This window comes from Paenibacillus silagei (genome assembly GCF_017874735.1).
Lineage (GTDB): Bacteria > Bacillota > Bacilli > Paenibacillales > Paenibacillaceae > Paenibacillus_AQ > Paenibacillus_AQ silagei.
Window position 1 is genome coordinate 231680 of the sequence record NZ_JAGGLV010000008.1, and the last position, 25296, is coordinate 256975.

Sequence of the window (25296 nt, forward strand, 5' to 3'; positions counted from 1 at the left end):
GCTGGATCTTGCCCAGCCGGAAGGGTCCGCATGTTTCTTTACGCTTTTACTTAGCGAGATATTCGATGAACTTTATAAAGATAGTAGCTACTTCAGCGCGGGTGGCATTGGCTTGGGGGGCAAAGAAGTTGCCTGGCTTGCCTGATACAATTCCGATGCCCTGCTGTGCCTGAACGGCCTTCAACGCCCATGAGCTGATCTGACTCTCGTCCGCGAAGGACTTAGATTGATTTTCAGGTATCTCATAGCCCTTGTACTTCATGTAATTGTACAGCATCACCAGCATCTGCTCGCGTGTAACCGGTGAATTGGGTTCAAACAGGTCTGCGTTTATCCCGTTGACGATGCCACTTTCGGCTGCCCACTCGACTGCCGCCGTGTACCACTGCCCATCCGCAACATCGCGAAAACGGGAATTCGTGTAGCCGGAGCGGTTGACGTTCTCAAGATTGGCCAGTACCTGCACGTACATCGCACGCGTCATTGAGGTGCCCGGTGAGAACGTCGTGGACGTCGTGCCGTTGAAAAGACCGTATGTGTAGGCGGAGTTTACGTAGCTGTAGAACCAGTCGTCCATGTTGACATCCCTGAAAGGATTGCCAGACACCACGAGGAAGCCCAGAGGGGTGTCGTCATCGAACACAAATTCCGTACGCTCATGGATGTTCAGTGACATGCCTTTGTCTAAGCCGGCACTCGCGCCGCCGCGTAGTGTCACTTCGGCACTCTTGCCCGCCGGTATGGTCACCTTACCTTTTGAGTCTATAATCGTGCCTTCGGGTACCTTAATCTTCGTTCCGCCCTTGGTCGTAATCTCGCCGCCGCCGGGCAGGATGGTGTTGCCGTTCTTGTCCGTGACCGCGGGCTTATCCTTCGGTGTGTTCACTGTGTAGGTCGGCTTCAACGATCCAGTGACTATCCCGGTGCTGGTATTGCCGGTATTGCCACCAGAAGCACCGGGTACGCTCGTTTTTCTCTGCGCGAACATCCAATCAAAGACGTCAGTGTAGTCATTGTTCCAAGTCGGCAACTTAGAGGACTGCGCCGTAGGCTTAAGGCTCCACTCCTTGTTGGAACCTACATTGGACAATGTATCCGTGTACCCTGAAATATTGTTCCACAGAACTGAAGCTTCCATCTCATGGCCGGAAGGAATCCAATTGGTTCCATTAACAGGTGCTTCCGCCTTTGTCCATTGGTCATAAGGCCAAACGAATATTTCATTTCTGTCGATGAACGTGTGCCTAGCGTTTTCCAATAGGGGCATTATATTCGCTATATAAGTTTCCGCCCCTGTTTTTATTGTTGAAGAATCAGTTGTGTTAACGAACGACCAGTATGCAAAGTTTTTAAGAGTTTCGGCTTGTTTCGCGTTGATTGATGGTGGAAAAGACATAGGCGCCGCGGCTGCGAGCAAATCGGGATATGTCGTCAAGAAAGTATTCGTATAAGCGGATCCCATAGAGAAGCCTGCCATGTAGATACGGTTAGGGTCAACAAGTCCCTTACTTACCAGATCATCGATATAAGCCTTTAAGGTAGCGGGTGTTGCCTGAACGTTGTTTTGAGCCCGCAAAGCGATGATATGACTAGCGTATTTAGAGTTCTTCTCCATTTTTTTCATAAGCGCGGTGGCTCCGTTGGCGGACCTGATGGGCGCAAAGGTATCCCTGTCCTGTGTACCGCCGCGGGTAGAACCGTGAGCATAGATGTAAAGGGGAAGCCCTTTTACCGGAGCGCCGTTGCCGTCCTTATGGATATAGAGTCCATACTGCATCGCTTCCGCTTTATCAATTTTGGGACCCACTTCAAATTTGTCAATGATTTCATTGACGGTACCTGACTGTGCGAAAGCCGACTTAACAATGGCAGCCTTGCCATCAAGCTTGATATCGCCACTAGATACAATGTTGTAATTCTGGACGGTGGATTTGGATGCTTCCAAAGTGGACTGTCCGCCGGTTAATGTCCAAAATTCCAATTCTACAACGATGTAGCGGCCTTTAGTAAGTCCAGCTTGATAATCAGGGGAGTTCTGGTTCACACCCTTATACCCTCTGGGTCTAGGTTCGTCATTGACGTATACTCTATTGATGGTGCGTGTACCTTGATATGCCAGGCTACCGTCGAACAAAGTATTCCTCGCCGATACTGTAAACAGGTTTGAACTAAGGCCGGCACCCACAGCTTCATTTCCCGCACCCAGATCAATGATGACGGCTGTGGTAAATTCTCCGGTGGCAAAGTTATCGTTGTATACGATAAAGTTAAGTAACGTTGCGGCCGGATCGGGTTTGAATGTAACATGGATTACCTTGTCATCGGTGTTCACATTATTCAAGGTATAGGTATTGTTTGCAATCTCTACAGACTCTCCATTTACAGTTACGGTATCCACGACATAACCGCCGATCGGAGTGAATGTAAAGGATTGGCTTCCGCCGTCAGCTACCCGAATCAAGCCGGATGGCGAGATGGTGCCGTTTAATCCTGCCGTGGTGTTAACGGGGTGTCTGGTTACCGTGGAGCTCCCAAGCAGCAGCAAGCTATTCTTGAAGCTGTCAGAACTGCCATAACCCGCGTCGGGCTTACCTAAAGCGGATACAACCTCATAACGGTCATTGCCTGCACCAGTTGAGTTATTGATGTACACATCAAACGTAATTGGGGAATTGCTTGTGAATTCAATGGTTCTTCTAGGTATCTTCACTTCCGCGATATACCCGGTATCCGTTCGTGTAACTGAACCGTCGCGGCCCTCCGCGGCTTGACCTGAGAAAATACCGCTTGCGCCAATACGCCACTGGTTTGAGCCACTTCTTCCGTCACCGACATAAAATTCCACACTGTCGGTCATGTACTCAGTTCCAGGCGTGTGACCGGTGCACACATTCGGGTCTGTAACCACAACGCGTGCATACAGGAAGTCTTCGTCCCAAAATACTTTGGCTTTGCCGGTGGCCTTGGGGCCTATCTTCTGGTCTGGTGCGCTACTGTTGTTGATGTCAAACGCCGCAGCTTGTTCCCACAGTTTGTCGTTAGTGCTGAGTACAGGTGAACCGTATCCGGCAACAGGCCGATGGTTTGCTGTGGTCTGCGCGAACATCCAATCAAAGACGTCAGTGTAATCATTGTTCCAAGCCGGCGAGTTAGAGGACTGCGCTGTTGGCGCTATGCTCCAAGTCCCCATCGTTATGTCATTGTAAAGAACAGCCGCTTCAACTTCATGCGCCACCGAATCACTCAGGGCAGGTGAATGGTTCGGATTCGGTTTCTGATTCGGCTGATCAAATTGATTGTAAGGCCATACAAGAGCCTCATTGCTCTCAAAGCGCGAAGCTTTCGCGTTGATCATTTTTGGCATATTGGTGTTTATGAAGTTAGCGAGGTTAGTCTGGTATACTCCAACGTTATACTCATTGATAAACATCCAATAGGCCAGGTTGGTGTGAACGTAGTTGGCGTTCGCGTTCGGTGAGCCGCTTACCGGAGACATAGGTGCGGCGGACGCGAAGAAGCCGGGATAAGCGTTAATTAAGCTGTTCGTATACTGACCGCCCCATGAGAAGCCCGCCGCGTAAATACGGTTAGGGTCCACTGCACCGCTGGCAACCAGGTCGTCTATAACCTTCTTAACATTGGCTGTGGAGGGAGTACTCGTGCCATTATAGGAAATATTCAGGATATGGCTGGCGTATTTCTCGGGGGACTTTTCCATTTTCTTCATCAGAGCGACCGAGCCGTTCGCGGATTTCATCGCCGCTTTTGGGTCAGTCGCAGCGCTTGTGCCGCCGCGTCCCCTGCCGTGGGTATAGACATACAGCGGCAAGCCCCGCGACACTTCGCCGTTTCCATCCTTGTGAAGGTAGAGCGCGCGATTGACCGAATTGCCCGTAGGTGCTGTAAATTGGTCAAGGATCGGATTCACAACTTTTTCCTGTTCAAAAACCGCGTAGTTAAGCGGATCCCCTTCTGTCAGTGGGATCTCGCCGTTTTGGACGACGCGGTAAACCTGTTTTGTTGAGTTCATGTTGCCATCCAGTGTTACATTGCCGCCGCTCTCTGAATAAAACTCAAACTCAACTACGATGTAACGGCCGCGTTCCAGTCCCTCCTGATAATCCGGTGAACGGCTTACCGTCCCCAGATAGCCGCGTACCTTCGGTTCGTCATTGGCGTATACCCTAGTGATCTTGCGCGTCCCTTCAAAGGTTACCGAGTCGCCGTTCAGGGTCGTGTTCCTGGCCGAGACGGTAAACAAGTCCGGATTAAGCTTGGAGCCTTCCGCCGACTTCCCTTCGCCTAAGTCAATGATAACAGCCGTCGTGTACTCGCCACGGGCGAAGTTATCATTCCATACGATAAAGGGGAGCACCTCCGCGGCCGAATCATTTTTGAATGTCACTTGAAGGGTATGGTTAGCGGCAACATTTGAGAAGGTATAAGTGCCATCATCGGATAGAGCTGCGTCCTCTCCGTCTACCTTTACGGTGTCTACAGTTTTGCCATAATCGGGGGTAACCGTAAAGGTTGTGTCTGAGCCGCTGGCTATTCTCAGAACATTGCCGGGTGCGTTCGGCGTTATTCGGCCGCCCGATTCCGCCGTGGCGGTGATTGAGAATCTGTCATCCGCTCCACTAGCGGCAATGAGATTCAGGCTGTTTGTAAAAGAAGCAGCATTGTTGTAAGCCGCGTCCGGAGTTCCGAAACTGGAAACGACTTCATAGCGGTCACCGCCCTTTTCCGATGAGTTATTGATATATACTTCAAAGGTAAACGGGCCTGCCTGCAAGTTCAAGGTTCTTTTAGGGATTCTCATCTCCACGATATATCCTGTGTCCGTGATCTCAGTCCACGCAGCTCTGCCCGGAGCGTTTTGCCCTGAGAACACGCCCGTTGCGCTGATGCGCCATTGATTCGCGCCTTGGGTTCCAGCGCCGGCATAAAACTCCAGACCGTCGTACTGATAATCATTGCCGGGTCCCTGATATAGATTGCTGTCCTCCACGACTACGCGGGCATACAGATAGTCTTGGTCCCAAAGAATCCTGGCTGTGCCTGTGGAATGGGGCCTGGGGTCGCCGGGCACAGTGCTTTTGTTGATGAGATGCTCCATTGTCAGGGCCCACAGGGGATCGTTTGACCCGAGTTCGGGAGTGCCAAAAATGGCGGTAGGCGTTTCATTTGTCTGCAAGCTTGTAAGATCTGTAGAACTGCTGTCGCTATTAAGTGCTTCTGTATATTCATTGTTGTCAGTGGCGGCGGCAAAGCTGGCAGGCATTAGTGACGCCACCATTAGCAAGCAACATAGGAACACGAGCATTTTGCCAAATCGTTTTGACATCATTGACAATCCTCCTTTTTCGATCCGTGCACCCACGGCTTACCCATATCGTAAACACCAAGGCTTCAACAGCTTACTTCATCGCAGCGGATATAACAGCGCTTTCATATTTTCTCCTCCATAAATTTGTTGTTATTTCACCCTATGTAGAATTTCACAATTTATTCAAGTATCAAGTTTGATTAGATATTCACCAAATCTGCAATAGTACTGTGTTCTTGTCCATTAAAACAGAAAACCCACGCTGGGCGCGGGTTCTAATAGGGCTATTTTCTTGTCCACTGACAAAAGATGTTTGTGTTTGTCAGTAAAAAGTATTTTCGTATAATTTCCCCGTATGCGCATCAAGCACTTCGGGCGTCCGCTCGTACTCGCTACCAATCATTCGATATACTAGTTCGTACAGGGCCTCTTCCGCCCTAGCATTGTGCATCCGTTCCCATTGCAGACGCAGCTTGGCCTGTGCCATCCATCGGAGGATGGCTGTCTGGGAATCAAATGAAGGCACGGTCTCCAGCTTCTTTAACTGTTCTGGCCTTATGGAGGGGGACATCAAGCTTTTGACCCTCCCATTAGAGCGGTCAACAGCTAGTTGATAGCATTCATCCCTGACAGATACGTCTTGAACATATACACCAAAGCGAATAATTTCCAAACGATCTTCGTCGTCGGTCTCTTCAGTTAGAAGCTTGAGATACGGCAACATTTCGGCTGCTAGTCCTCGGACATAGTCCATAGCTACTTCTATACATGCGTCCCGATCCCAGGTTAATGGAGCTAGTTGATCTGGTTTAACATGCGAAACAAAGTCAATCAGTTGTCCGGTTTGGCTGTCTACTCGCGCCTTAACCGCTCCCTCCATCTGATCAGCCCAATAGGCCTTCCAAGACCGGTCATTTTTGGCTGGACGCTCTTCATTCTGTTGCTTCCACACCATCAACTTGGTGTTCGAGCCAATATTGTCGTCTTGTACTAACTGAAATTGTTCCTTGTCTACGCCAATCCACTCTTCTAGGCTTCGTGCGGGCGGGAACTCACCTGGCCACTCGTCCAGAGTTCTTGGGTCAGAAGGGACAGCTTCTGCCCTATAGGCTGTCGGAACTTCCTCCTGTGATGATGCAGTATAGATTAGTCCTCTACTTCGGGGGGCGTAAACAAGATGGACCTGATCGTCACCATCCGTGTACACGGCTTTGTCCAATACGCAATATTCCACATGTAGCAAAAAATTCTCCTTTATACACGCCATCTGTTCCTCTTCTGGTGTGATCATGTTTGGGAGTGCTGGCCCTGGAACGGTTCCGTAGTACCTAAATCCGACCACGCGACCGCTGGGGTGAACCATAATGAGGCATCCCGTCTCAGGAAGCGGCAGCCCCATCGCCTTCTGCTGTCGTGTGTACCCAAACATCCCTTCCATCCACTCCATCTCACAATACGGAAAATTACGCAGTGCGCCGGGATAATGATCTTCCAGGAATTGCTCTGCCTGCTGTTTGAGCTCCTCCTCAGATAGCCGTGTCTCGTTGTCCAATGAGGCCCAGGAAATGGCATAGTCTAGCAAGTTGCCGTCCCTGGAGAGCGTAGCAGAAACGGCGTCATCACTCCCCGTTTTAACCCATAAGAATCCCGCTTCTCCCTTCCCTGTTCCCCTCATGGTGTTCTCTTGATAGTCATTGACGATCAGATCATAATCCGGTGAAACGGCAAACTGGTGCTCTGCCTGTTGTCTTAACTGCAGGCGTAATGTATCCAGGTCTCGTTCGGGAAAATCTTGAGCCATTTCGTTGCGCAAATGCTCCAGCCCCTTCCGTAATTGTGTTTTTACAGTACCTAATGGCATATCCAGGAGATGGGCGATTTGCTGCTGGGTCAAGTCCTTCTTATATTTTAAGAACAGGAGCTGACGCAGCTTCGGATTCAGACTGGCCAATGCACGCTCCAGATCCAGGGTTTGATCGATATCATTAACGACCAATGGCTCTTGCGTCTGCGGGTCTTCGCTCAGGTGCACACGCTTGGATTTCTTCAAATGATTGAGCGCCCGGTTCACCACGATTCTGGTAAGCCAGCTCTCAAACGCTTCGGCTTGCTGCAGCATATGCAGTGACTCATAAGCCTTAACCAGGGCATCCTGAACGATATCCTCCGCATCTTTGGACTCCCGTACATAATGGCGAGCCACTCGGTGCAGCTTATCCGTTCGATCCTTTATAAGAGAAACGAAGGCATCGTGATCTCCGTTTTGTGCGGCGTTGATTTGTTGCTGTGCATCGATCATTGTCGTTCACCTCCTGTTATATAGACAGCTAACTCGGGGGTTTGGATTTAATGAATGTAACATTATTCTGGAACTGACCGATCAAGTGACCACCCGCATGCGGCAAGCATGGGTGCCAAAGAGGAGTCACTCTTGGCGTGTTCCTGCTGAAGCTCCTTCATCCACTGAAGCAGTTCTTCCAGCCCGGTACGGATATTGGAGAACACACAGTCCTTTGTTAGACCACCACATATACATGCTGGGATTCGGGCAGTATTGAACTTCGCTTTATGTGGCAAGCTCGTTTCACCCACTATCGTGACTATTCACCCGTTTCAGCAAATTGTTTGATGCGCTCTCCCACTTGATCACGAACCTGCTGGAAGACTGCCCACTTCTCTTCATCTGTTCCTTGCGCTTTTGCCGGATCGTCGAATCCCCAATGCTCACGTTTCACCTGAGGCGGGGTAATGGGACACTTATCTGCTGCATCTCCACATAAAGTAATGACGAGATCAGAGCTGTTCAGCAGCTGCGGATCAATGATATCTGATGTTTGACCTGAGATATCTATACCTACTTCACTCATCGCTTGAACGGCTTTCGGATTCAACCCATGAGCCTCAATGCCTGCACTATACACATTCCATTCATTGCTCAAATATTTCTTGGCCCAGCCTTCGGCCATCTGACTCCGGCAGGAGTTTCCTGTACACAAAAAGTAAATGGTTTTCTTATCCATGAGTCGCATTCTCCTTTGATTTTAAAATAAGGTCAATATTATATATAAACTCATTTTTTCTCGGAATAAAAGGTAAACCTACAAGTTCAAAGTGTTAGTATGTCCAAGTATCGGTAAGCACAACGCCCCTGGCATTTGCTCCCATAAAGCTTTATGTAGGCGTCCATTTTGCTCTCATGAGGATCTTATCCCAATCCGATGTTTCTTGCCATGCAGCTTACGGCAAATGGTATTTGATAACAGAACTGATGTTCTCAGTTGATTATACCAGAACATTTATTCTCAATCCATTCCAATATTGGATTCATAATGGCGGCACTCCATACAAGCAAATAATTAATCGGGCTCTCCCACATGTTCACCTGTAAAGGCAGACAATGAACTTCCTAATTTCTCTGCAACCAGTCTCAATCTCTCCGATTCTCTTTTTTATAATCATGATTAAAGAAGCATTAAGATTCATTTAGCCCCATTTAGGTTGCATTAAAAAGTTAATAAATACGCGATAACTTTAGAAAATTGGGGCTGAATGCGAGATTACAAGGGATTTTCTTCATTTTTATATCCTATAGAGTCTTATTTAGTCTCCTAGAGAACTTTCAGCATTTTACAAACAGTGATGCTCAGCGTAAGATTCCTTTTAACAAATGCTGAATTCCCGTCAGGCGGGAAGCGGGGGAACCAAATGGCTGTGACCAGCCGAAATGGGGTGAATCCAAAGAAGATTGAACTCTTCACTGGTAGGACGACTCTCACCGTCCGAATCCGTCAGCTAACCTCGTAAGCACTGGAGAGAGCCTGCATTAACCATGCTTTTTTGCTGCGATCCCGCAAAACCTTTCCATTACACTTATCCATCGTACAGAAAACCAAATATTCCGTTTGGCTTGAGCATGCTGCTGTATGTGAGAATGAAACTGAACTGACAGCCTATGTAGCCACAGCTGAGCAGACCCATAATCTGCAGCGTTATATGAAATCTATAGACAACCTAGGAGGCATTATTCATGATTAACGCCAGACTGTCACGAATCGAGTTGTTCGCATTTAGCTGCCGCCCTTCCTTCATGCATATTTCAGAGCCTTACGGATGCTGGTATGGGGTGTTGAAGTTAACCTTCGGAGGACAGATCAGCTATGGGAATTGCATTCTTTGTGCGGGTGACAATGCGGTGGATTTAATCAAATGGGGCTCTTTTCTGAAAGAGATATGTCATTGTACTGTAGAAGAAGCCACAGAATACGTCCGGATGCACGGACAAGAATGGGCTCCCAATCAACTTAACATGATCAAGACTGCACTCGATAGTATGTTCATTCAAAATGACCAAATCCGAATGAAGGTAGGAGCCGGATCGGAGCGGTATCGCCATCAAAGGACAGAGCAAAGAATCCATTCAATTAATACGGCGAAGAGTCATCTGAATCCAACCATTTTATTTGCAGAATCGGTATCCTATTATTCACTGCTATAGACATGATCAATTTAAATTATCGAAACTCCAGTTGATTAAAAATCTTAACGAAGATTTTCGCAATGTTCTTGGCATCATCGATACCTCTATGGTGAGTACCTTCAAGCGGCAATTCAAGCATAGTCAAGGCTCTCTCCATGCCTACGCCCCGCTCCCTGCCAATCATCCTCCCGTGCTGATGCTTGAGACTGATATGGTTATCCGTCCATTCACTTGCGATTTGATGTAGTGAACAATCCTTCTGCAGCTGGTTTTTATCATAAAACCCCCAAGAGCAAAGGACATGAGGTTCATTGCCTATCCACTCTTGGAATTGACGGATTGCCTGGGGAAAATACATTGCAGTATCCACATCCGCCTGAGAGATGGAGGTAAGCTGCATACAAAAATCAGAAAGCTGCGGGCTTAATGCAGGCTTGACAAAAAAATTTGGAACTCGCTCACAGTCTTGAGCCTTTCATTGAGTTTTACGGCTCCGATCTCGATAATTTCGTTTTGTCTTTTGCGGTCATTTTCCCAACAAGTGGCTTCCAGATCAAAAATGATGTAGTTCATACATGCTCCTTTTCTCTATAACCATTCAGTTCATCCTGCAACATTTGCGGCATGGCCCGGAGTGTTCGGTCATTCTGCTCTTCAGGAGTAACGTGCGGTTCACTGAGCAGCCAATGTCTGGTCATATTGGAACAGGCATAAGCATGGTAGTTCAAGGAAAATTGCAGATCTTTCATTACAGGAGCTTGCACTCCTTGTGACAGTGAAACCAGCAACAAATTTGCCGGGTAAATCTGTGAATGCTCCAATAGGGAATTTTGTCCACTGTCAGTCAGGACTTTTTTATAAAATGCTCTTTTCTCATTAAGCTTTTGAAAGAAAAGTGAGGTGATTTTGCTCCATGATTCGTTTGCGTTTTCCGCCATCACTTTGTTCAAATCCGAGGAGTAAATCCAATTGACCAATTCATATTTATCATGGAAGTGATAGTAGAATGTCTGGCGGGGAACGCGGCAGTGATTTGCCAGCATGGTTACCGTGATTTTCTTAAAAGGCACGTGATTTAATAGCTCAAATATGGCTTCTGCAAACATGGTCTTCGTCATATCTTTTGTGGGCATCGTCTATTTCACCTTCCATTCCTATTATGACAAAATGATGAGCAACGGCAAAAAAATTGTCATTTGCCTTCAAGTGTCTATATTCTATAAGACTTAGTTAATTATACAATGCTAATGCATTTAAGTTAATTAACGGGGTGAATGATGATGAAAACAGAAAATCGTGTTACAGAGATGCTTGGAATACAATACCCGATTGTGCAGGCCGCCATGTCCTGGTTGACCGATGCTAAGCTTGTCGCAGCCTTATCCAATGCGGGAGGCATGGGAGTATTGGGGCCTCATGCGGGTTATCAGACGCGGCCCTCCGGTCCGGACGAAGTGGGTCAAAGGATTCGCAATGAAATTCGTAAGATTAAATTATTGACGGAAAAACCGTTCGCGGTAAATCTGTATCTACCTCCGGATGGCCAATCCGATCCATATTCCAAAGCTACATTTGAGGCTGCTGTCGCGGAAGGCGTACGGTATTTTGTGACCGTTGGTTCTCTGAATAGAGCTATGGTCAAAGAAATCAAGGATAACGATAGCATGTGGATTCATCGTGAGCTTACTCCTTCCCCGGAAGCAGCGAAAATGGCTGAGCAGCATGGCGCAGATATACTCATTGCCACAGGGTATGATGAAGGCGGAACCATTCCCCAGAACAAAATAGGCACTTTCTCGATTGTTCCCGCGATCGCGGATGCGGTAAGTATCCCGGTTATGGCAACAGGCGGCATCAATGATATTCGCGGAGTGAGAGCGGCTTTTGCACTTGGAGCTGAAGCGGTATATTTGGGAACACGGTTTATCGCCTCTGAAGAATGCCCTGCTGCTGAGGCAACGAAACAGGATATCATTCAATCCAAAGGTTCAGATCTGATTATGGTATCATCGTATTCACGCTCCACTCCGCATCAATTTGCCCGTGAGTTGGAGGCTATGTACCGCAATGGGGAATCATCTGAAAATATCGAAAAGAGGATCAGTGAAAACGGAGGTGTGTCTAATAGCATGCTGCATGGGAAGCTGGATGAGGGGCCCATCACCATCAATACCGCGATCGATCTGATCACTGAAGTGAAGAGCTGTAAAGCAATCATTCATGAATTGATGGCTGACTTTATGAAGGATTAACTTGATTGGTTGATACAGGACCATTTTGCACGGATATCCAATGGAATTCGAATCGATAGACCCATCGCTCCGGGACTATGCCTTTTGTTATACTTTCAAGTGTAATTATACACCCACACAGAGGAGCGCAAAGACATGAACTTTTTCAAAAAACTGTTTGGCGGCAAGGAAATGGGCAAATCGGAAGACGGTACCACCATTTATGGTTATGACGCTTCGGATGAGCAGCAGGTTACGCCTCCCGCCAATATTTTGTACATGGAAGATTTAAATGAACATTTCAATCGGGTCTTTCCAAACCGGGAAACCGGCGTGTTCCACGAACTGATTTCAGACGTCGTACATATTGATGTGAATATTATGGAAGCTACACCTGATGATCCATACCGGGTGCTGTACACCAATGGGATGAGCGATCTGCCGCTGACACTCCCACAGGAGATCCGTGAAGAGTATAAGCATCTGGAACGCGCGGAGCTGATGATGTTTTTGCCGGCGGACTGGCCGCTTACGCAGGAGGATTTCGAAGCAGAGGAGAACTACTGGCCGATCCGGCTGATGAAGATGCTTGCCCGATTCCCGCATATGTATCAGACGTGGCTTGGATACGGACATACGATCCCCAACACGGAAGATTACGAGCCTTACGCGGATAACACGGAGCTGTCCGGTGTGATCCTGTATGCTCTGCCGGAAGAGGTTAGCACCGTCCATACGAAAGATGGCAATCAGGTTCAGGTTTATTTCCTGGTACCGCTGTACCGGGAGGAAATGGAGTTCAAGCTGGAGTCCGGCATGGACGAACTGATGGCCAGGCTGTTCGAGCTTCCAGAGGATTTCCTCGTTCTGAATCCGAATAGACACAACGCGTGTAAATAACCGCCCGGATTAACGGGCTTGAAATAGCTTGAAAAGGCTGAGCCTAAGTCAAGAATATGACTTTGGGCTCAGCCTTTTGATACTAGTTGGCTTTCTTTCACTGTTGACTGTAATATAGTTCGACCTTCCTAGTACCGCTCATTGATCTGCTCCCCTAACCATGCGCCTTGGCGGACAAGTCTGCGCTGCAGGTCCGTGATGTCGATACTGCGCGTTTCCCGCGTGCCCTTCTCGGCCAGAATAGCCGCGGCCGTACCGGAGGCTTCGCCCATGGCAAAGCAATTCGGCATGACCCGGGTGGAGCCTTGGGCCGCTCTATCGGTTGATATCGCTCTACCGGCTACGATTACGTTCTGAATACCGGCCGGAAGCAAGGCGCGATAAGGGATGCCGTGGGACTCTCCCGGCGATAGACGTACCATCGTCATGCCACTCGTAGGCTTTGCCATATGAATATCAATAAAGTAGGCATTTCGGGCAATGTCGTCCGGGAACGAACGGCACGCCAGAAAATCGTCGGCAGTGACGATGTAATCGCCGATGATCCGGCGGGTCTCCCGAATGCCGATCTGTTCGCCCGTCAACGTCAGGAAAGCGTTTTCGAATCCGGGAATCGCTTCCCTCAGCCAACCGGTAATGTGTTCAACAAGCGCGCGGCCCTCGATCGCTCCGCGAGTCAGATCATCCGTATTGGAGCCGTCAATCCCGAATACATGTCCGAAATTGAAGCCAGCCGTATGATTGTTTATCCAGGAAATACCAGCCCAATCTCGCGCGACGCGCAACCGGCCTTCGAGCTTCGCCTTGTTGATCGCATGCTTCAGATCATGACTGTGCGTCTCCACACTTGAGAGAAATTTGTTCCGGTCCAGGTTATTCAGGACAAAGCACATTGTCCCCGGCTGCAGCTCTCCATCATCCCCGCCTTTGGCGAACTGCCCGCCCGCAAGATAGGTGAGATCCGCATCGCTGGTTGCATCAATGTAAATCTTCCCCTTCACCGCCTGGGTTCCGGTCTTGTTGTAAATGATCGCCGCTTCAAGGAAGCCATCCTGTTGAAGAACTTGACCGACGAACGTATGATACAGCACTTTAACGCCAGCCTCCATCATCTTCTCGTCCAATATGCGCTTTAGAATTTCCGCATCAATCGGCACCCAATCCAGCCGGTCCTTCCATGCTTCCTGAAACGTCTCCTCCATCCTGCTCTTCATAGCAAGCAGAATTTCCAGCCCAATCCCGCGGATGACCGGCTTGATCTGATCGGTATACGGGCAAAATGCAGGAACCTGAGAGACCGTCGCCATGCCGCCCAGGTATCCTCTTTGCTCTATCAGCAATACGGATGCCCCGTTCCTTGCTGCTGCGAGCGCTGCTGCTACTCCTGACGGTCCTCCTCCGGCAACGACAACATCCACTTCCGTGTAGACAGGAATATCACGCTCGGGTATTTTAACGGTTAGTGCCATATCGGTCATTCTGACCACCTCCACCTGATTTCTTCCATTGTAGTTTTAACTTACATCAACCGCGGTGAGACTGAACGCTCTTGTTTCTTTAATTCACTCGGGGCTACACCCCAATATTTACGAAACACTCTGGCAAAATAGCTGACATCACGATATCCTGCCGCTTCTGCTGCATCATACACTTTAACGCCGCTGTATAAGAGCTCTTTGGCATGCTCCATACTCCGCTTCAGGAGATATTCCGAAATGGATTTCCCTTCCTCCCGCTTAAAGAGCCGGCTAAGGTAAGAGGGATTGACATATAATCTTTCGGCCAGCGTGTGCAAGGTCAGTTCTTCTTTCCCCAGCATTTCCTCCACGGCCTCGATCATTTGTTTAACGAGCCGATGGCTGGAATGCTTTCGCTCCCGTTCCCGGTATTGGGTAATGCGGCTGGCCACTCTTTTGGACCATTCCACGATTTGCTCTTTGGATAGCAGGGATTCAAAGGACAGAAGCATCGAATAATCCTCCTGCAGCACCTCCTGCATCGACCAGCCCCGCGATTGAATCATACGTGTAAATAAGCTGCTCAAATACAGCAAATGCTCGTATACCTTTTGGGTTGAGACCGCTTGGGAGTATACGTCCTTGAAGTAGCAGTCTATCAGTTCAGCAACCGTTGCCGCGTGATCCGTATGAACCGCGATCTCCAGCTGCTTTTCGAACTCAGCGTCATAGTGAAACGGCTGCTCCATGTTGGTTACGTCCAGGTAAGGAACGAACACCTCATTTCCGTAAATGGCCCGCTCCTGCAGCGCACGGCGTGCCTGCCCGTAGGACAGCGAAACATGATCCCATGAGCCTGGGGTCCCTAGTCCGGCGCTGGCGGTAAGCTTCAGACACTCTTTAACAATGTTGAAGAGACGGGGAACGTGAACATTGATCCGCTGGATGATATCTGGAGCCGATTCTTCCGGTTTTCCTAAAAAGAGCAGCACGGTTGCTCCGTCCGCATCATTAAAGACCCGGCAGTCTTCATGCTGTAAACATTCAGCCGCTATGCATTCCAGCGAAAACTGCAGCAACGCCTGATCCGAAGACGTAAACCGTTCTCCTTGCTCGTGAATCGGATCGATTTCACATACGGCTACAGCAAACCAGGTATAGTGGGCAAGCTCCAAATTCAGCTCCTCCATATGCTTCTTGAGCTCCCAGTCCGCATACCGGCCCTGTATCCAGTTTCTATAAAAATCATCCTGGAGCTGAGGCAGGCGATCCTGCCATTTTCGCTCCAGCTCAATCATGCTGTGCTTTTCCATCAGTTCCTCTCGTATCTCTTCCGCAGCCGCAAGAATAGCCTTCAAAATTTCATCGTCTCCGGCCGGCTTCAGCAAGTACTTCATGACGCCAAGCCCCACAGCAGCCTGCGCATACGGGAAATCGTCATGGCCGCTTAAAATCACGATTTTCATGTTCGGTTCCTGCTGCAGCACCGTTTTCGCCAAGGTCAACCCGTCCATCTCCGGCATCTCGATATCGAGCAGCATGATATCCGGCTTCCTGCGCCCGATCATGGACAGCGCTTCTAAGCCGTTCTCGGCAAGCGCCACTACTTCGATGCCATGCTCATTCCACGGTATATTATTGGCCAGGCTATTCAATATTCGAATTTCATCTTCAACAATCATGAGATTCATGTTCCGGTTCCCCTCTCTCCTCCCGGCAGCGCTCTGCCGGCAAATCGATGATCGCCGTCGTTCCGTTCCCTTCCCCGCTGACGATCTTCAATTCCGCCGTCTCCCCATAGTAAATGGTGATTCGAGCCTGGACATTGAGCAGCGCAAAAAACTCGGAGTTCTTTTCAGGGGGGGCCGTGTAATCCCCGAACCTGATTCTTGCCAGGGCCTGTTGAATCCGCATAAGCCTTGGCCCTGGAATCCCTCTTCCATTATCGGTTACCTGGATGATCAGCCGGTCATTAGAGACATCGGTGCGAATGCTCAATGCTCCGCCTCTTTTTCGTTTCTCCAATCCATGCAATATGGCATTCTCAACCAGCGGTTGAAGCAGCAGCTTCAGAATATGCAAATGCTGGCTATCCTCAGAAGCGCAGTACTCCACCGTAAACCGCTCGGCAAAACGGATTTGCTGAATCCGAACATAGTATTGAAGGTGCTTGAATGTTTCCTCCACCGTAAACGACTCCTGCCCTTTGCTCAAACTCAGCCTGAAGAAGTTCGACAAGTTAAGCACCATCGTACTGATCTCTTCCGCTTCATAATTTTTGGCCGTCCAATAAATCGAATCCAGCGTGTTGTACAAGAAGTGGGGATTGATCTGAGCCTGCAGAAATTTGAGCTCCGTCTTGGTCATTCTGAGCTGTTGCTCATAGATGTCCTTGATCAGATGACGCTGCTGACTCGCCGTTTCGTTGAAAGCCTCCGTTAAATACCCCAACTCGTCCTGCCGCCCGTTCTCCAGCCTGATATTCAGATTGCCTTTACGCAGCTGCCGCATGCCGGACACAAGTCTTGATATCGGAGAAGCAATTCCGCTGTAGATAAACCAGGCAATCCAGACGGCAAGCAGGACACTGAGTGCAATAATGCAGTACGCAAAAATTTGCAGCGGCCTCGACTTATCATAAATCTCACGCTCGGGCTGGATCAGCAGCAGCGACCATCCGCTTCGGGGAGAAGTCACCCGCAGAATCAAATTTTTCTCATCCGTTTCCGGGGTTTCCCGGACAAACACACTGCCTGGCTGGACGTCCCTCCATTCGAAAGACAATGTTTCTGCAGGAGCACTCGATACGATTAACCGCTCCCGGGCATCAAACAGATAGACCTTGGAGCTGCTGTTCGCCAGCAAATGGGACAACGAGCGGAGCAGCTGATTTTTCGAAATCGACAGCATGAGGACATTTTCGCCTTGTTCGCCGCGATAGAAATCCATAAGTCTCATCATAATAAGCTGATTCCGGTTATAGATAGGATCCGGGATTCCGGACAAATTTTCTTCATGGCGTTCTGACAAGTAGTATATGCTTGCGCCATTTGCTTTCAGAGCCTCACCGTACCATGGCTCAGGGCCTTGGGATTCACGGTGCAGCAGCCCGAGCTTTGTTGTGATCAGCGAGTTGGAGGGACGATGATAAATCATGGTGTCGCTTAAATATTCATTGACCATAGTTATATTCGTAAGCTCTTTCATGACACGCGTGAAGTCCATAATTGCCCCGGAGGTCAGGGTCTTCTCCTGATGAGACAGCAGGGCGGATAAATTGGTATCAGTTGCGATCAAGGTGGACAGATTGTGGATGCTTTTTAAGGTCAGGTCAACAAACTCCAACGCGGAGTTCATGGCACTGAGTGTGCGCTCGCCAAGCTCCTGCTCCAAAATCCGCTGAGACTTTACATTGGCAAACATACTGAACGCCACCAGCGGCAGCAGGATAAGAAGAAAATAACAGGTAAGCCTAAACTGAATCGACTGCTTCAAGACGTTGCGGAATTGCGTCAGCCACTTCATACGATTCCCCCACGATTCTGCATGCCTTCATTATAGCTTAGACCCTGTTATCCGTCCTGTTCATTGCCCGTTGACTTCCTTCGTCATTTCCTCGCCGCCGTTTTTCTTCCAGTCTTCAACAAATTGATCAAAGCTGTCTACCGGCTGCTGGCCTATGATGATTTTCGTGAATGCTTCGACCTCCATTTTGGACAGCTTAGGCCCGTATTTACCCATTCCTGGCGTCGGTACGCCCAGATATTGATTACGGATGGCAACCTCGTTAATCTTGTCGACAATCTCATTCAGCTTAAACTCCATACCGAGCGAGTCCAGACGCTCTCTGGATACTTCAGAATTGAACGGTACAATCGCTTCGCCGAGCGTTAGCCGGTAAATATGCTTGTTGTGCTCATCAAAGTTCGTAACCACCTTCCCGTCCTCCATATTCCATACCTCGCCCTCAAATCCGAGCATGAGTGTGCGGTATCCGTCTCCGATCATGAAATCAAGCATCTTAATAACAGCCTCCGGATGTTTGCTCGTAACCGGAATCACATTAAACCCGGCAACATAGCTGTTGCCCCAGGTTCCCTGCTTCCCGTCAGGTCCGGTTGGATATTCGAGGGGAATCCACTCTGCATTGGGATCATTCTTCTGGTTGGTCAAGATGGGGCCGCGGGTATCATACCAGTTCCCGGAGAACAGGCCCACTTTGCCGCTGGCGACTTTCTCGTCAACATTAGCCATCTTATTTAGAGCCCACTCGGGATCAATCAGCTTTTCCTTATAGAGATCGGCAAGATAGCTTAGTGCTTCCTTCATTTCCGGCAGTGTGCTGGAATTCACCAATTGCCCGTCCCGTTCAGTCCATTGGCCCCGCTGAATTCCCCATGCCCCGATAAACGGAGCTACTCTGCCGAGGTTTTCCTGCAGGATCAGGCCAAACGTATCATCTTTGCCGTTTCCGTCGGGATCATCCTGCGCAAAAGCGCGAATCACCTGTTTGTATTCTTCCAGCGTTGTCGGTGGTTTGAGCCCCAGACGGTCCAGCCAATCCTTGCGTGCAAACATGATTTCATTGCCCGGGATCGGGTTCAAGCTGGGAATCCCATAGATCTTTCCGTCCACGGTGACGACCTTCCAGGCTTCCTCCGGGATACTTTTCTTCAGATTCGGTCCGTATTCGTCGATTAAATCATTCAGAGGGGTAAGGGCCTTCTGCCGGACATAGCTTTCGAACCAATTGGCGTCATAGGACAGGAGCATATCCGGCAGATCATCGGAGGCCATAATCACGTTCAGGGCATCCCCGTAACCGTCCGCAGGAGGCGTGAGCAGCTTGATGTCCAAGCTCGTGTTCTCGCGGATGTAATCAATGTAAGGATTATTGTTCTCGTCCATTCCCGGCGGGAACTTCCGTCCGGCATTGCTTAATACGATATCAATGGCCTGGCGTTCTTCCTTCCCTTCGGCTCCTTCCTTCTTCGTGCCGGATGAACATGCGGACACCAGCAGCATGGAGGTCACCGCCAGAATGGATACGGATCTTTTTACCAAGATTGAGACTTTCATGTGACAATCCCCTCTCTTTTCTCATGTTACATGCAGTTCTAGCCTTTTACGGATCCAAGCATAATCCCTTTGACAAAATGCTTCTGCAGAAACGGATACACGAGCAGGATCGGAACTGTGCTGGCAATAAGCGCCGCAGCCTTCAAGGACTCCAAGGCCAGCAGGGTGCTGTCGATATTAGCGGAGTACCCGTTGTTATTGCTGATGTTCGATTGATTGAACATGATCAGCTCACGCAGATACACCTGCAGCGGGAAGAGATTACGGTCCGTCACATACAGGACGGTGTCAAAGAAGGCGTTCCAATGTCCAACCGCATGGAACAAGGTTATCGTTGCAATGACCGGCATGGATAACGGAACAACGATCCGGACGAGCGTTCCGATATTGGAGGAGCCGTCAATCTTGGCTGATTCCTCCAATTCGGGCGGCACGCCTTGAAAGAAATTTCTCATAATAATAACATTGAACGCGCTAACCGCTCCAGGAATAATATAGACCCAGAAGGAATTCAGCAGCCCGGTCGCTTTCACAACCAGAAAGGTCGGAATCATGCCCCCGTTAAACAGCATCGTGAACACTATCAGGAACATGATGGCTGATCGTCCTTTAATATAAGCCTTGGACAGCGGATAGGCCAGCATACAAGTGATCACCACATTCAACAGCGTGCCGATGACCGTGCGCAGCAAACTGACCTTGAAGGCGTTCACAAAGGCATGCTCGCGCAGTACCTTCACATACGCTTCGAAACTGAAATCCACCGGCCATAACGTCACCCTGCCGGATGTTATCGCCTGATGACTGCTGAAAGACTGGGCCACGACATGCAGGAAAGGCAGAAGCGCAAGCAGAGCAATGAAACCTAGGATCAGGTAATTAAGCCTCGATGCCAAACGTTCCCCCCTAGTAAGTCTCATAGATTCACCCCCTCTACCATAAGCTGTCCTGGCCAAGCTTTCTGGCGGCTTTGTTGGCGAGGACGACCAGTATCAGACTGATGACCGATTTGAACAACCCGACAGCGGTAGTAAAGCTGAATTGGCCCTGCGTGATTCCGGTCCGGTAGACATAAGTCTCGATAACATCGGCCACATTGTATACCAGTGGATTGTAGAGCACAAAGATCTGTTCGAAGCCGACATCCAGAACGCTCCCGAGGCGCAGTACGAACAGGATCACGATGGTCCCGATGAGCGATGGCAGGGTAACGTGGAGCAGCTGCTTCCATTTGCCCGCGCCGTCTACGACAGCGGCCTCGTAGATCTGCGGATCGATCGATGCCAGCGCAGCCAGATAGATGATGGCCCCCCATCCCGCTTCTTTCCAGATATCGCTGACCACCAGCACCGTTCTGAACCATTCCTGACTGCCCAGGAAGAAGATCGGCTCCAAACCGAGCATGCCCAGAAACTGATTGACGATGCCTGTTGCCGGGGACAGTACGTTGATCAGAATGCCTCCGATGATGACCCAGGACAGAAAATGCGGTAAATAGACAAGCGTCTGGACCCCGCGCTTATACAGCATGTGCCGGACTTCATTCAGCATCAGGGCCAGGATGATCGGACCCGGAAACCCCCAGATCAGCTTGTATAAACTGATCAGCAGCGTATTTTTGAATACCGTGTAAAACTCGCTGTCCGTAAACATATTTTTAAAATGCGTAAGTCCCACCCATTCACTGCCGCGGATGCCGGCAAAGGCGCTAAAATCCTGAAAGGCAACGACGATGCCCCCCATTGGCACATATTTAAAAATGATAAAATACGCGAGTCCCGGCAGCATAATCAGATATAAGTCCCAGTACTTTTTCAGGGATTGAAACCGCTCCCACTTTTCCGTACGAAGGGGATGGTTCTCGGGCTGCCGATCCGCCGCTGCCAAATCTGAATCCATAGGATACCTCCTTTATCCTTAGTCATAATGTCTTATCCGTTGTGACATTCTCATTGTACCTGCCGTCCGGCATTGGCTTTAAGGGCATTTACATGACCTTTTAGGTGAATTTCTTGACCACTTGGGTTTGAAACAACTTTAAAAGGCTGAGCCCAAGTCAAGAATATGACTTTGGATTCAGCCTTTTTATGAGTTCGGTTTATGCTCCCCTTTCCGTCCCCGGCTCCCCTTCCGTCCACAATTTAAGCCGAAGACTCAAGGTTGGACCGGGCGACCGGATCACTGCCAGACGGTATTCCCCGTTCCGGTTGCCGTAGTGCGCTTCCTCTATCCCGAAGAAGCAGCCGGTTGCACCAACTGTATAGCGGAAGGGGCCCAACGCGACATTTACGGCGTGCGGCTCCGCCGTTATCGCGCTCCATTCCTGTCCATTACCACAGAACAGGGGCACCCGGTAAAGAATTGGCCCCGACTCCTGCATCGCAAGCTCGGTAACAATCTCCAAGCCATCATCCGTCAAAACGTATCTTTCCGTCACTTGTCCGTCTTCCGGCAGTCCCTGACCGTGATAGGTGATTCTGAACTCCACGCGGCCGCTGTCTTGCCGGAGAACATGAAGCTCATGCTCCAGCCCGCCGCTCAAATCTGCCAGATATACCGCTGTTCCATCCTGCCGCTCCCAGCCCGGACCAATCGCAGCGTTCAGGGACCGGCCCCCTCCGGGCAACCGGTATTCAGGCGCGGCACACAGCGGGCTGGACAATGCCAGTTCTGCGGGAACACCCTGACGGTGATATCTTCCAAGTCCCGTGGAGTCATAGCGGTGATCGGCGGCAGTATCCAGTTGCACAGATTGGCCTCCGGCAGAGGCAAACACTTGGTGGAAGTGCTCCGAGGTCGCCAGCACATATCCCCCGCTTTCGGCCGGACAAGGCTCTTCGGCAATATCATCCTCCGCGAACAAATAGGCCATATAAGCGAAGCTGCCTAACGTAATCATATACTTGTCATAATACGCGTAGGATTCCGTCCCGTAACCGGACCGGATGCCGTAGTAATTCTTGACATGGCGCGGCGGCTTAATATCTCGGACGAAGCGCAGGATAGCCTGCACCGACAGTCTGGCGCTTCGTTTGAAGGCGCCGGCCAGCTTGAGCCTGCCCTGCCGCCGATACCGCGCGGCTTCAAATTCCGCGCACGCCGCCGCCAGCGCTTCATTGAACTGGAACTGGCTGCTGCGCCCTCCATAGGGAAACTGACCGGCGGCGGATTGCATGAACAAGGTCATCATTCCGCCGGCCGCCAGCTTGTCGTTCAAGTCTTCATGAAACGCTCCCCGGTACCCGGCCGCGAGCATCAGCTGGATGTGACAGCGTGCCGCCAGATCGTACAGCAGCGGACAGCCCGGGTCCATATACATTCCGTTCCCGTCGAATTTCCGCAGCTGCACCGGCCAATGCTCGGCCAAATAACCGGCGGCGCTTGCCATTCCCTCCGTTTCGCGCAAATATTCGCCTGCCATGTTATAGATGTTGATATTGTGCAGCCGTTCAGGGCCGGAAACGGAAGCCAGTGTATACACATAATTGACCGCAGGCTCAATGCGGGCTAATTCATTTTTCCATTTCACTGATTGCTCAGCGGAAACGTGCGGCTTCATCGCCTTATAGGCCAGCAGCAGCTCCTTGGTACTGAAATCGGCCATCTGATTGCCCGTCGTTCGCGGCAGCTCCCGGCAGCCCGTTTCCATCATGCGCTCCCATAGCGGAAAAAGTTCAAGCTTGCGTCCGCCCGCCATCAACCCTGCCAGAACAGAGACCACGCGGCAGTAGGTCTGGAGATCCTCAGGACACCCTTGCGGGTCCGTCCCCCAGCTCTGATCTGCCTGCTCCAGCCCGTATTCCTGAATCGACCATTCCATCAGATCAAGATAGATATCCTTGGAGAACCCGGTTGGCTTGAAGCCCGCCGGCCGCTCCAGCGCGTCGATATAGGCATACAGACCTGCGCCGGACAGCGGCCGCAAATCACTTAATGGACTCATTTCCTATGGCTCAACTCCTTGCTGTTTCTTTGGGAGGCCTAGCCTTTCAGCGAACCGATCATCACGCCTTTGACAAAATATTTCTGAATGAACGGGTACACGCATAAAATAGGAACCGTTGCCACGACAATCAGGGAGTATTTCAGGACGGCCGCCGCCTGTGCTTTGGCCACCTGCAGCTCAGGGTCCATAATCATGCTGACATCCACCTGGTTCATGATCAGAATCTCCCGCAAAATAATTTGCAGCGGGTACAGCGTGCGGTCATTCAGATACATGAGAGCATTGAAATAGGCGTTCCAGTGGCCCACCGCTGAGAACAGCGTGATGACCGCGATGACGGCTTTGGACAGCGGCAGGACGAAGGAGAAGAAAAAGCGTGCATCGCTGCAGCCGTCGATGCTGGTTGCTTCGATCAGCTCTCCCGGAATGGAAGACTGGATAAAGGTTCGCGCGATAATCATGTTGTACACGGAAAGCGCGCCCGGAAGCACCATCACCCACATGGTGTTGATCAGATGGAGGTCTTTCATTAATATATAGAACGGAATCAGACCGCCGCTGAAAAACATCGTGAACGTGAACAGAAACATAAAGCCACCCCGGCCCTTCAGCCCCGGTCTGGACAGCGCGTAGGCGCAGGTCATCACGACAGTAACATTCACCAGTGTTCCTAGAGCGGTATACAGAAACGTGTTGCCGTAAGCTCTGACGATATCTTTGTTTTTGAATACAGCTTCATAACCTTCCAGACTGAAATCCACAGGCCAGAGCAGAACCTGGCCCGACGATACGGCATTGCCGGAAGAGAAGGAAGCCGAGAGCACGTAAATCAGCGGATAGGACACAGCGATTAAAATAAAAGTCAAGATAAAGCCGGAAATGATGTAGTACACTTTATCCGCAGCCGGATGCGTTGAAAATTTGGTCTGGCTCATTGCCGGTCTCCCTCCTTACCACAGGCTGGTATCGCTGAATTTCTTGGCGGCGTAGTTCACCATGATCAGCAGCACAAAATTGATGAGTGAATTAAACAACCCAATCGCAGTCGCAAACGAGAAATCGCCCGAGCCGATTGTCAATCCTACCTTATAGACATAAGTGGAGATAACTTCGCTTTTCGAAATATTCAATTCATTCTGCATGAGGAACACCTTCTCAAATCCAACTTCCATGATATTTCCGACCGCAAGAATCAGCATGATGGTAGCCGTAGGTAAAATGGACGGAAAATCGATATGCCGCACCCGCTGCAGACGCGAAGCGCCGTCGATTTGAGCGGCCTCGTGCAAATGCTCGTCAACGGAAGACAAGGCGGCGATGTAAATGATGCTGCTCCAGCCGATGCCCTGCCATATGCCGGACCAGACGTACAAGTGCTGGAACGCGCCCGGATTGGCAAAGGCGTCCGCCAGTAATTCTCCGCTAAAGAACGTATACAGCGCTCCAAAAGCACCTGTGCGCGGATTGAATAGCTGAACCAGCATCCCGACGATGACAACCGTTGAAATAAAATGCGGCATATAAGAAACGGATTGTACGATTTTTTTGAATTTCTGCCCCGTAAACGAATTAAGCACCAGGGCGAACAGAATCGGCAACGGAAAGGAAATCAGCAAGCTGTACATGGACAGGCTAATTGTGTTCCAAATGAGGCTTGTAAATTGGTAGGAATCGAAGAACCGCCTGAAATTGTCCAATCCGATCCATTCGCTGCCCCAGATGCCCAGATTGAAATTGTAGTTTTTGAAGGCGATCTGAACGCCTGCCATCGGCACATAAGCAAAAATGATGATGTACACGGTGGCCGGTATGAGGAACAGGTACAGCTGCCAGCCCGGCAATACTTCTCTTTTCAGCCATTTGAGTGCAGGTCCCCGCAT

General features: G+C 49.9%; 18 protein-coding genes and 1 riboswitch. Of the genes, 3 read left to right on the forward strand and 15 right to left on the reverse strand.

The genetic code is table 11. From position 1 onward, the window contains the following. Positions 1 to 46 precede the first annotated feature (46 nt). From J2Z70_RS33280 to arsC, 3 genes are all read right to left on the reverse strand, one after another. Entirely contained in the window at positions 47 to 5347 is a 5301-nt protein-coding gene (locus J2Z70_RS33280; RefSeq protein ID WP_245368225.1) for a sugar-binding protein, read from the reverse strand. 301 nt (positions 5348 to 5648) lie between these two features. Continuing rightward, complete coding sequence (locus tag J2Z70_RS14485) at positions 5649 to 7625, reverse strand: sigma-70 family RNA polymerase sigma factor (protein ID WP_209874068.1); 1977 nt, start codon at positions 7623 to 7625, stop codon at positions 5649 to 5651. Positions 7626 to 7926: 301 nt separating this feature from the next. Continuing rightward, the gene (arsC, locus tag J2Z70_RS14490; RefSeq protein ID WP_076075075.1) at positions 7927 to 8346 is read right to left on the reverse strand and encodes an arsenate reductase (thioredoxin); all 420 of its coding nucleotides are present in this window, start codon (positions 8344 to 8346) and stop codon (positions 7927 to 7929) included. A 638-nt stretch (positions 8347 to 8984) separates the two neighbouring features. Continuing rightward, positions 8985 to 9148, forward strand: a riboswitch (cyclic di-AMP (ydaO/yuaA leader). 205 nt (positions 9149 to 9353) lie between these two features. On the opposite strand from arsC, the gene J2Z70_RS14495 reads away from it, so the two are divergent. Continuing rightward, on the forward strand, positions 9354 to 9821 hold the full coding sequence (locus J2Z70_RS14495; RefSeq protein WP_209874071.1) for a hypothetical protein: 468 nt from the start codon (positions 9354 to 9356) through the stop codon (positions 9819 to 9821). Between the two features lie 16 nt (positions 9822 to 9837). Here J2Z70_RS14495 and J2Z70_RS14500 read toward each other — a convergent pair whose 3' ends face one another. Genes J2Z70_RS14500 through J2Z70_RS14505 form a run of 3 tightly spaced genes read right to left on the reverse strand, consistent with a single transcriptional unit; the run spans position 9838 to position 10921 of the window. After that, entirely contained in the window at positions 9838 to 10203 is a 366-nt protein-coding gene (locus J2Z70_RS14500; protein ID WP_342593016.1) for a 3'-5' exonuclease, read from the reverse strand. A 23-nt stretch (positions 10204 to 10226) separates the two neighbouring features. Beyond that, on the reverse strand, positions 10227 to 10376 hold the full coding sequence (locus J2Z70_RS33880; protein ID WP_342593017.1) for an exonuclease domain-containing protein: 150 nt from the start codon (positions 10374 to 10376) through the stop codon (positions 10227 to 10229). Next, positions 10373 to 10921 carry a TetR/AcrR family transcriptional regulator C-terminal domain-containing protein gene (locus J2Z70_RS14505; protein ID WP_209874074.1) on the reverse strand — a complete coding sequence of 183 codons (549 nt, stop codon included), beginning with the start codon at positions 10919 to 10921 and terminating at the stop codon, positions 10373 to 10375. The genes J2Z70_RS33880 and J2Z70_RS14505 overlap by 4 nt, the downstream gene beginning before the upstream one ends. 159 nt (positions 10922 to 11080) lie before the next feature. Between J2Z70_RS14505 and J2Z70_RS14510 the strand changes: the two genes are divergently transcribed. Together J2Z70_RS14510 and J2Z70_RS14515 are read left to right on the forward strand one after the other, a co-directional pair. Further along, entirely contained in the window at positions 11081 to 12055 is a 975-nt protein-coding gene (locus tag J2Z70_RS14510) for an NAD(P)H-dependent flavin oxidoreductase (protein WP_245368226.1), read from the forward strand. Between the two features lie 135 nt (positions 12056 to 12190). After that, positions 12191 to 12934 (forward strand): suppressor of fused domain protein, encoded by a 744-nt coding sequence (locus tag J2Z70_RS14515; protein ID WP_209874076.1) that lies wholly within the window; start codon positions 12191 to 12193, stop codon positions 12932 to 12934. Positions 12935 to 13062: 128 nt separating this feature from the next. Here the strand turns inward: J2Z70_RS14515 and J2Z70_RS14520 are convergent, their stop codons facing one another. The 9 genes from J2Z70_RS14520 to J2Z70_RS14560 form a co-directional block, all read right to left on the reverse strand. Continuing rightward, positions 13063 to 14412 carry an FAD-dependent oxidoreductase gene (locus J2Z70_RS14520; RefSeq protein ID WP_245368227.1) on the reverse strand — a complete coding sequence of 450 codons (1350 nt, stop codon included), beginning with the start codon at positions 14410 to 14412 and terminating at the stop codon, positions 13063 to 13065. Between the two features lie 41 nt (positions 14413 to 14453). Then, positions 14454 to 16082 carry a response regulator gene (locus J2Z70_RS14525; RefSeq protein ID WP_209874079.1) on the reverse strand — a complete coding sequence of 543 codons (1629 nt, stop codon included), beginning with the start codon at positions 16080 to 16082 and terminating at the stop codon, positions 14454 to 14456. After that, complete coding sequence (locus J2Z70_RS14530; protein WP_209874082.1) at positions 16063 to 17916, reverse strand: sensor histidine kinase; 1854 nt, start codon at positions 17914 to 17916, stop codon at positions 16063 to 16065. The genes J2Z70_RS14525 and J2Z70_RS14530 overlap by 20 nt, the downstream gene beginning before the upstream one ends. 60 nt (positions 17917 to 17976) lie before the next feature. After that, on the reverse strand, positions 17977 to 19470 hold the full coding sequence (locus J2Z70_RS14535) for an extracellular solute-binding protein (RefSeq protein ID WP_209874085.1): 1494 nt from the start codon (positions 19468 to 19470) through the stop codon (positions 17977 to 17979). A 38-nt stretch (positions 19471 to 19508) separates the two neighbouring features. Beyond that, complete coding sequence (locus J2Z70_RS14540; RefSeq protein ID WP_209874088.1) at positions 19509 to 20390, reverse strand: carbohydrate ABC transporter permease; 882 nt, start codon at positions 20388 to 20390, stop codon at positions 19509 to 19511. A 13-nt stretch (positions 20391 to 20403) separates the two neighbouring features. Beyond that, positions 20404 to 21369, reverse strand: coding sequence for an ABC transporter permease (locus tag J2Z70_RS14545; protein WP_209874091.1), 966 nt, complete (start codon positions 21367 to 21369; stop codon positions 20404 to 20406). Between the two features lie 199 nt (positions 21370 to 21568). After that, on the reverse strand, positions 21569 to 23413 hold the full coding sequence (locus tag J2Z70_RS14550; RefSeq protein ID WP_209874093.1) for a hypothetical protein: 1845 nt from the start codon (positions 23411 to 23413) through the stop codon (positions 21569 to 21571). A gap of 38 nt (positions 23414 to 23451) precedes the next feature. Beyond that, a complete protein-coding gene (locus J2Z70_RS14555) occupies positions 23452 to 24351 on the reverse strand; it encodes a carbohydrate ABC transporter permease (protein WP_209874096.1) in 900 nt (299 codons plus the stop codon). A 15-nt stretch (positions 24352 to 24366) separates the two neighbouring features. Then, positions 24367 to 25296: an ABC transporter permease gene (locus tag J2Z70_RS14560; protein ID WP_209874099.1), complete on the reverse strand. Its 930-nt coding sequence runs from the start codon at positions 25294 to 25296 to the stop codon at positions 24367 to 24369.

What these genes read in the sequence shown, in the direction of transcription:
- J2Z70_RS33880 (WP_342593017.1), bottom strand. Translation starts at nt 10,376, where the DNA reads ATGAACTACATCATTTTTGATCTGGAAGCCACTTGTTGGGAAAATGAC.
- J2Z70_RS14555 (WP_209874096.1), bottom strand. Translation starts at nt 24,351, where the DNA reads ATGAGCCAGACCAAATTTTCAACGCATCCGGCTGCGGATAAAGTGTAC.
- J2Z70_RS14560 (WP_209874099.1), bottom strand. Translation starts at nt 25,296, where the DNA reads ATGCGGGGACCTGCACTCAAATGGCTGAAAAGAGAAGTATTGCCGGGC.
- J2Z70_RS14495 (WP_209874071.1), top strand. Translation starts at nt 9,354, where the DNA reads ATGATTAACGCCAGACTGTCACGAATCGAGTTGTTCGCATTTAGCTGC.
- arsC (WP_076075075.1), bottom strand. Translation starts at nt 8,346, where the DNA reads ATGGATAAGAAAACCATTTACTTTTTGTGTACAGGAAACTCCTGCCGG.
- J2Z70_RS14545 (WP_209874091.1), bottom strand. Translation starts at nt 21,369, where the DNA reads ATGGATTCAGATTTGGCAGCGGCGGATCGGCAGCCCGAGAACCATCCC.
- J2Z70_RS14530 (WP_209874082.1), bottom strand. Translation starts at nt 17,916, where the DNA reads ATGAAGTGGCTGACGCAATTCCGCAACGTCTTGAAGCAGTCGATTCAG.
- J2Z70_RS14505 (WP_209874074.1), bottom strand. Translation starts at nt 10,921, where the DNA reads ATGACGAAGACCATGTTTGCAGAAGCCATATTTGAGCTATTAAATCAC.
- J2Z70_RS14485 (WP_209874068.1), bottom strand. Translation starts at nt 7,625, where the DNA reads ATGATCGATGCACAGCAACAAATCAACGCCGCACAAAACGGAGATCAC.
- J2Z70_RS14540 (WP_209874088.1), bottom strand. Translation starts at nt 20,390, where the DNA reads ATGAGACTTACTAGGGGGGAACGTTTGGCATCGAGGCTTAATTACCTG.
- J2Z70_RS14520 (WP_245368227.1), bottom strand. Translation starts at nt 14,412, where the DNA reads ATGACCGATATGGCACTAACCGTTAAAATACCCGAGCGTGATATTCCT.
- J2Z70_RS33280 (WP_245368225.1), bottom strand. Translation starts at nt 5,347, where the DNA reads ATGATGTCAAAACGATTTGGCAAAATGCTCGTGTTCCTATGTTGCTTG.
- J2Z70_RS14500 (WP_342593016.1), bottom strand. Translation starts at nt 10,203, where the DNA reads ATGCAGCTTACCTCCATCTCTCAGGCGGATGTGGATACTGCAATGTAT.
- J2Z70_RS14510 (WP_245368226.1), top strand. Translation starts at nt 11,081, where the DNA reads ATGATGAAAACAGAAAATCGTGTTACAGAGATGCTTGGAATACAATAC.
- J2Z70_RS14515 (WP_209874076.1), top strand. Translation starts at nt 12,191, where the DNA reads ATGAACTTTTTCAAAAAACTGTTTGGCGGCAAGGAAATGGGCAAATCG.
- J2Z70_RS14535 (WP_209874085.1), bottom strand. Translation starts at nt 19,470, where the DNA reads ATGAAAGTCTCAATCTTGGTAAAAAGATCCGTATCCATTCTGGCGGTG.
- J2Z70_RS14525 (WP_209874079.1), bottom strand. Translation starts at nt 16,082, where the DNA reads ATGAATCTCATGATTGTTGAAGATGAAATTCGAATATTGAATAGCCTG.
- J2Z70_RS14550 (WP_209874093.1), bottom strand. Translation starts at nt 23,413, where the DNA reads ATGAGTCCATTAAGTGATTTGCGGCCGCTGTCCGGCGCAGGTCTGTAT.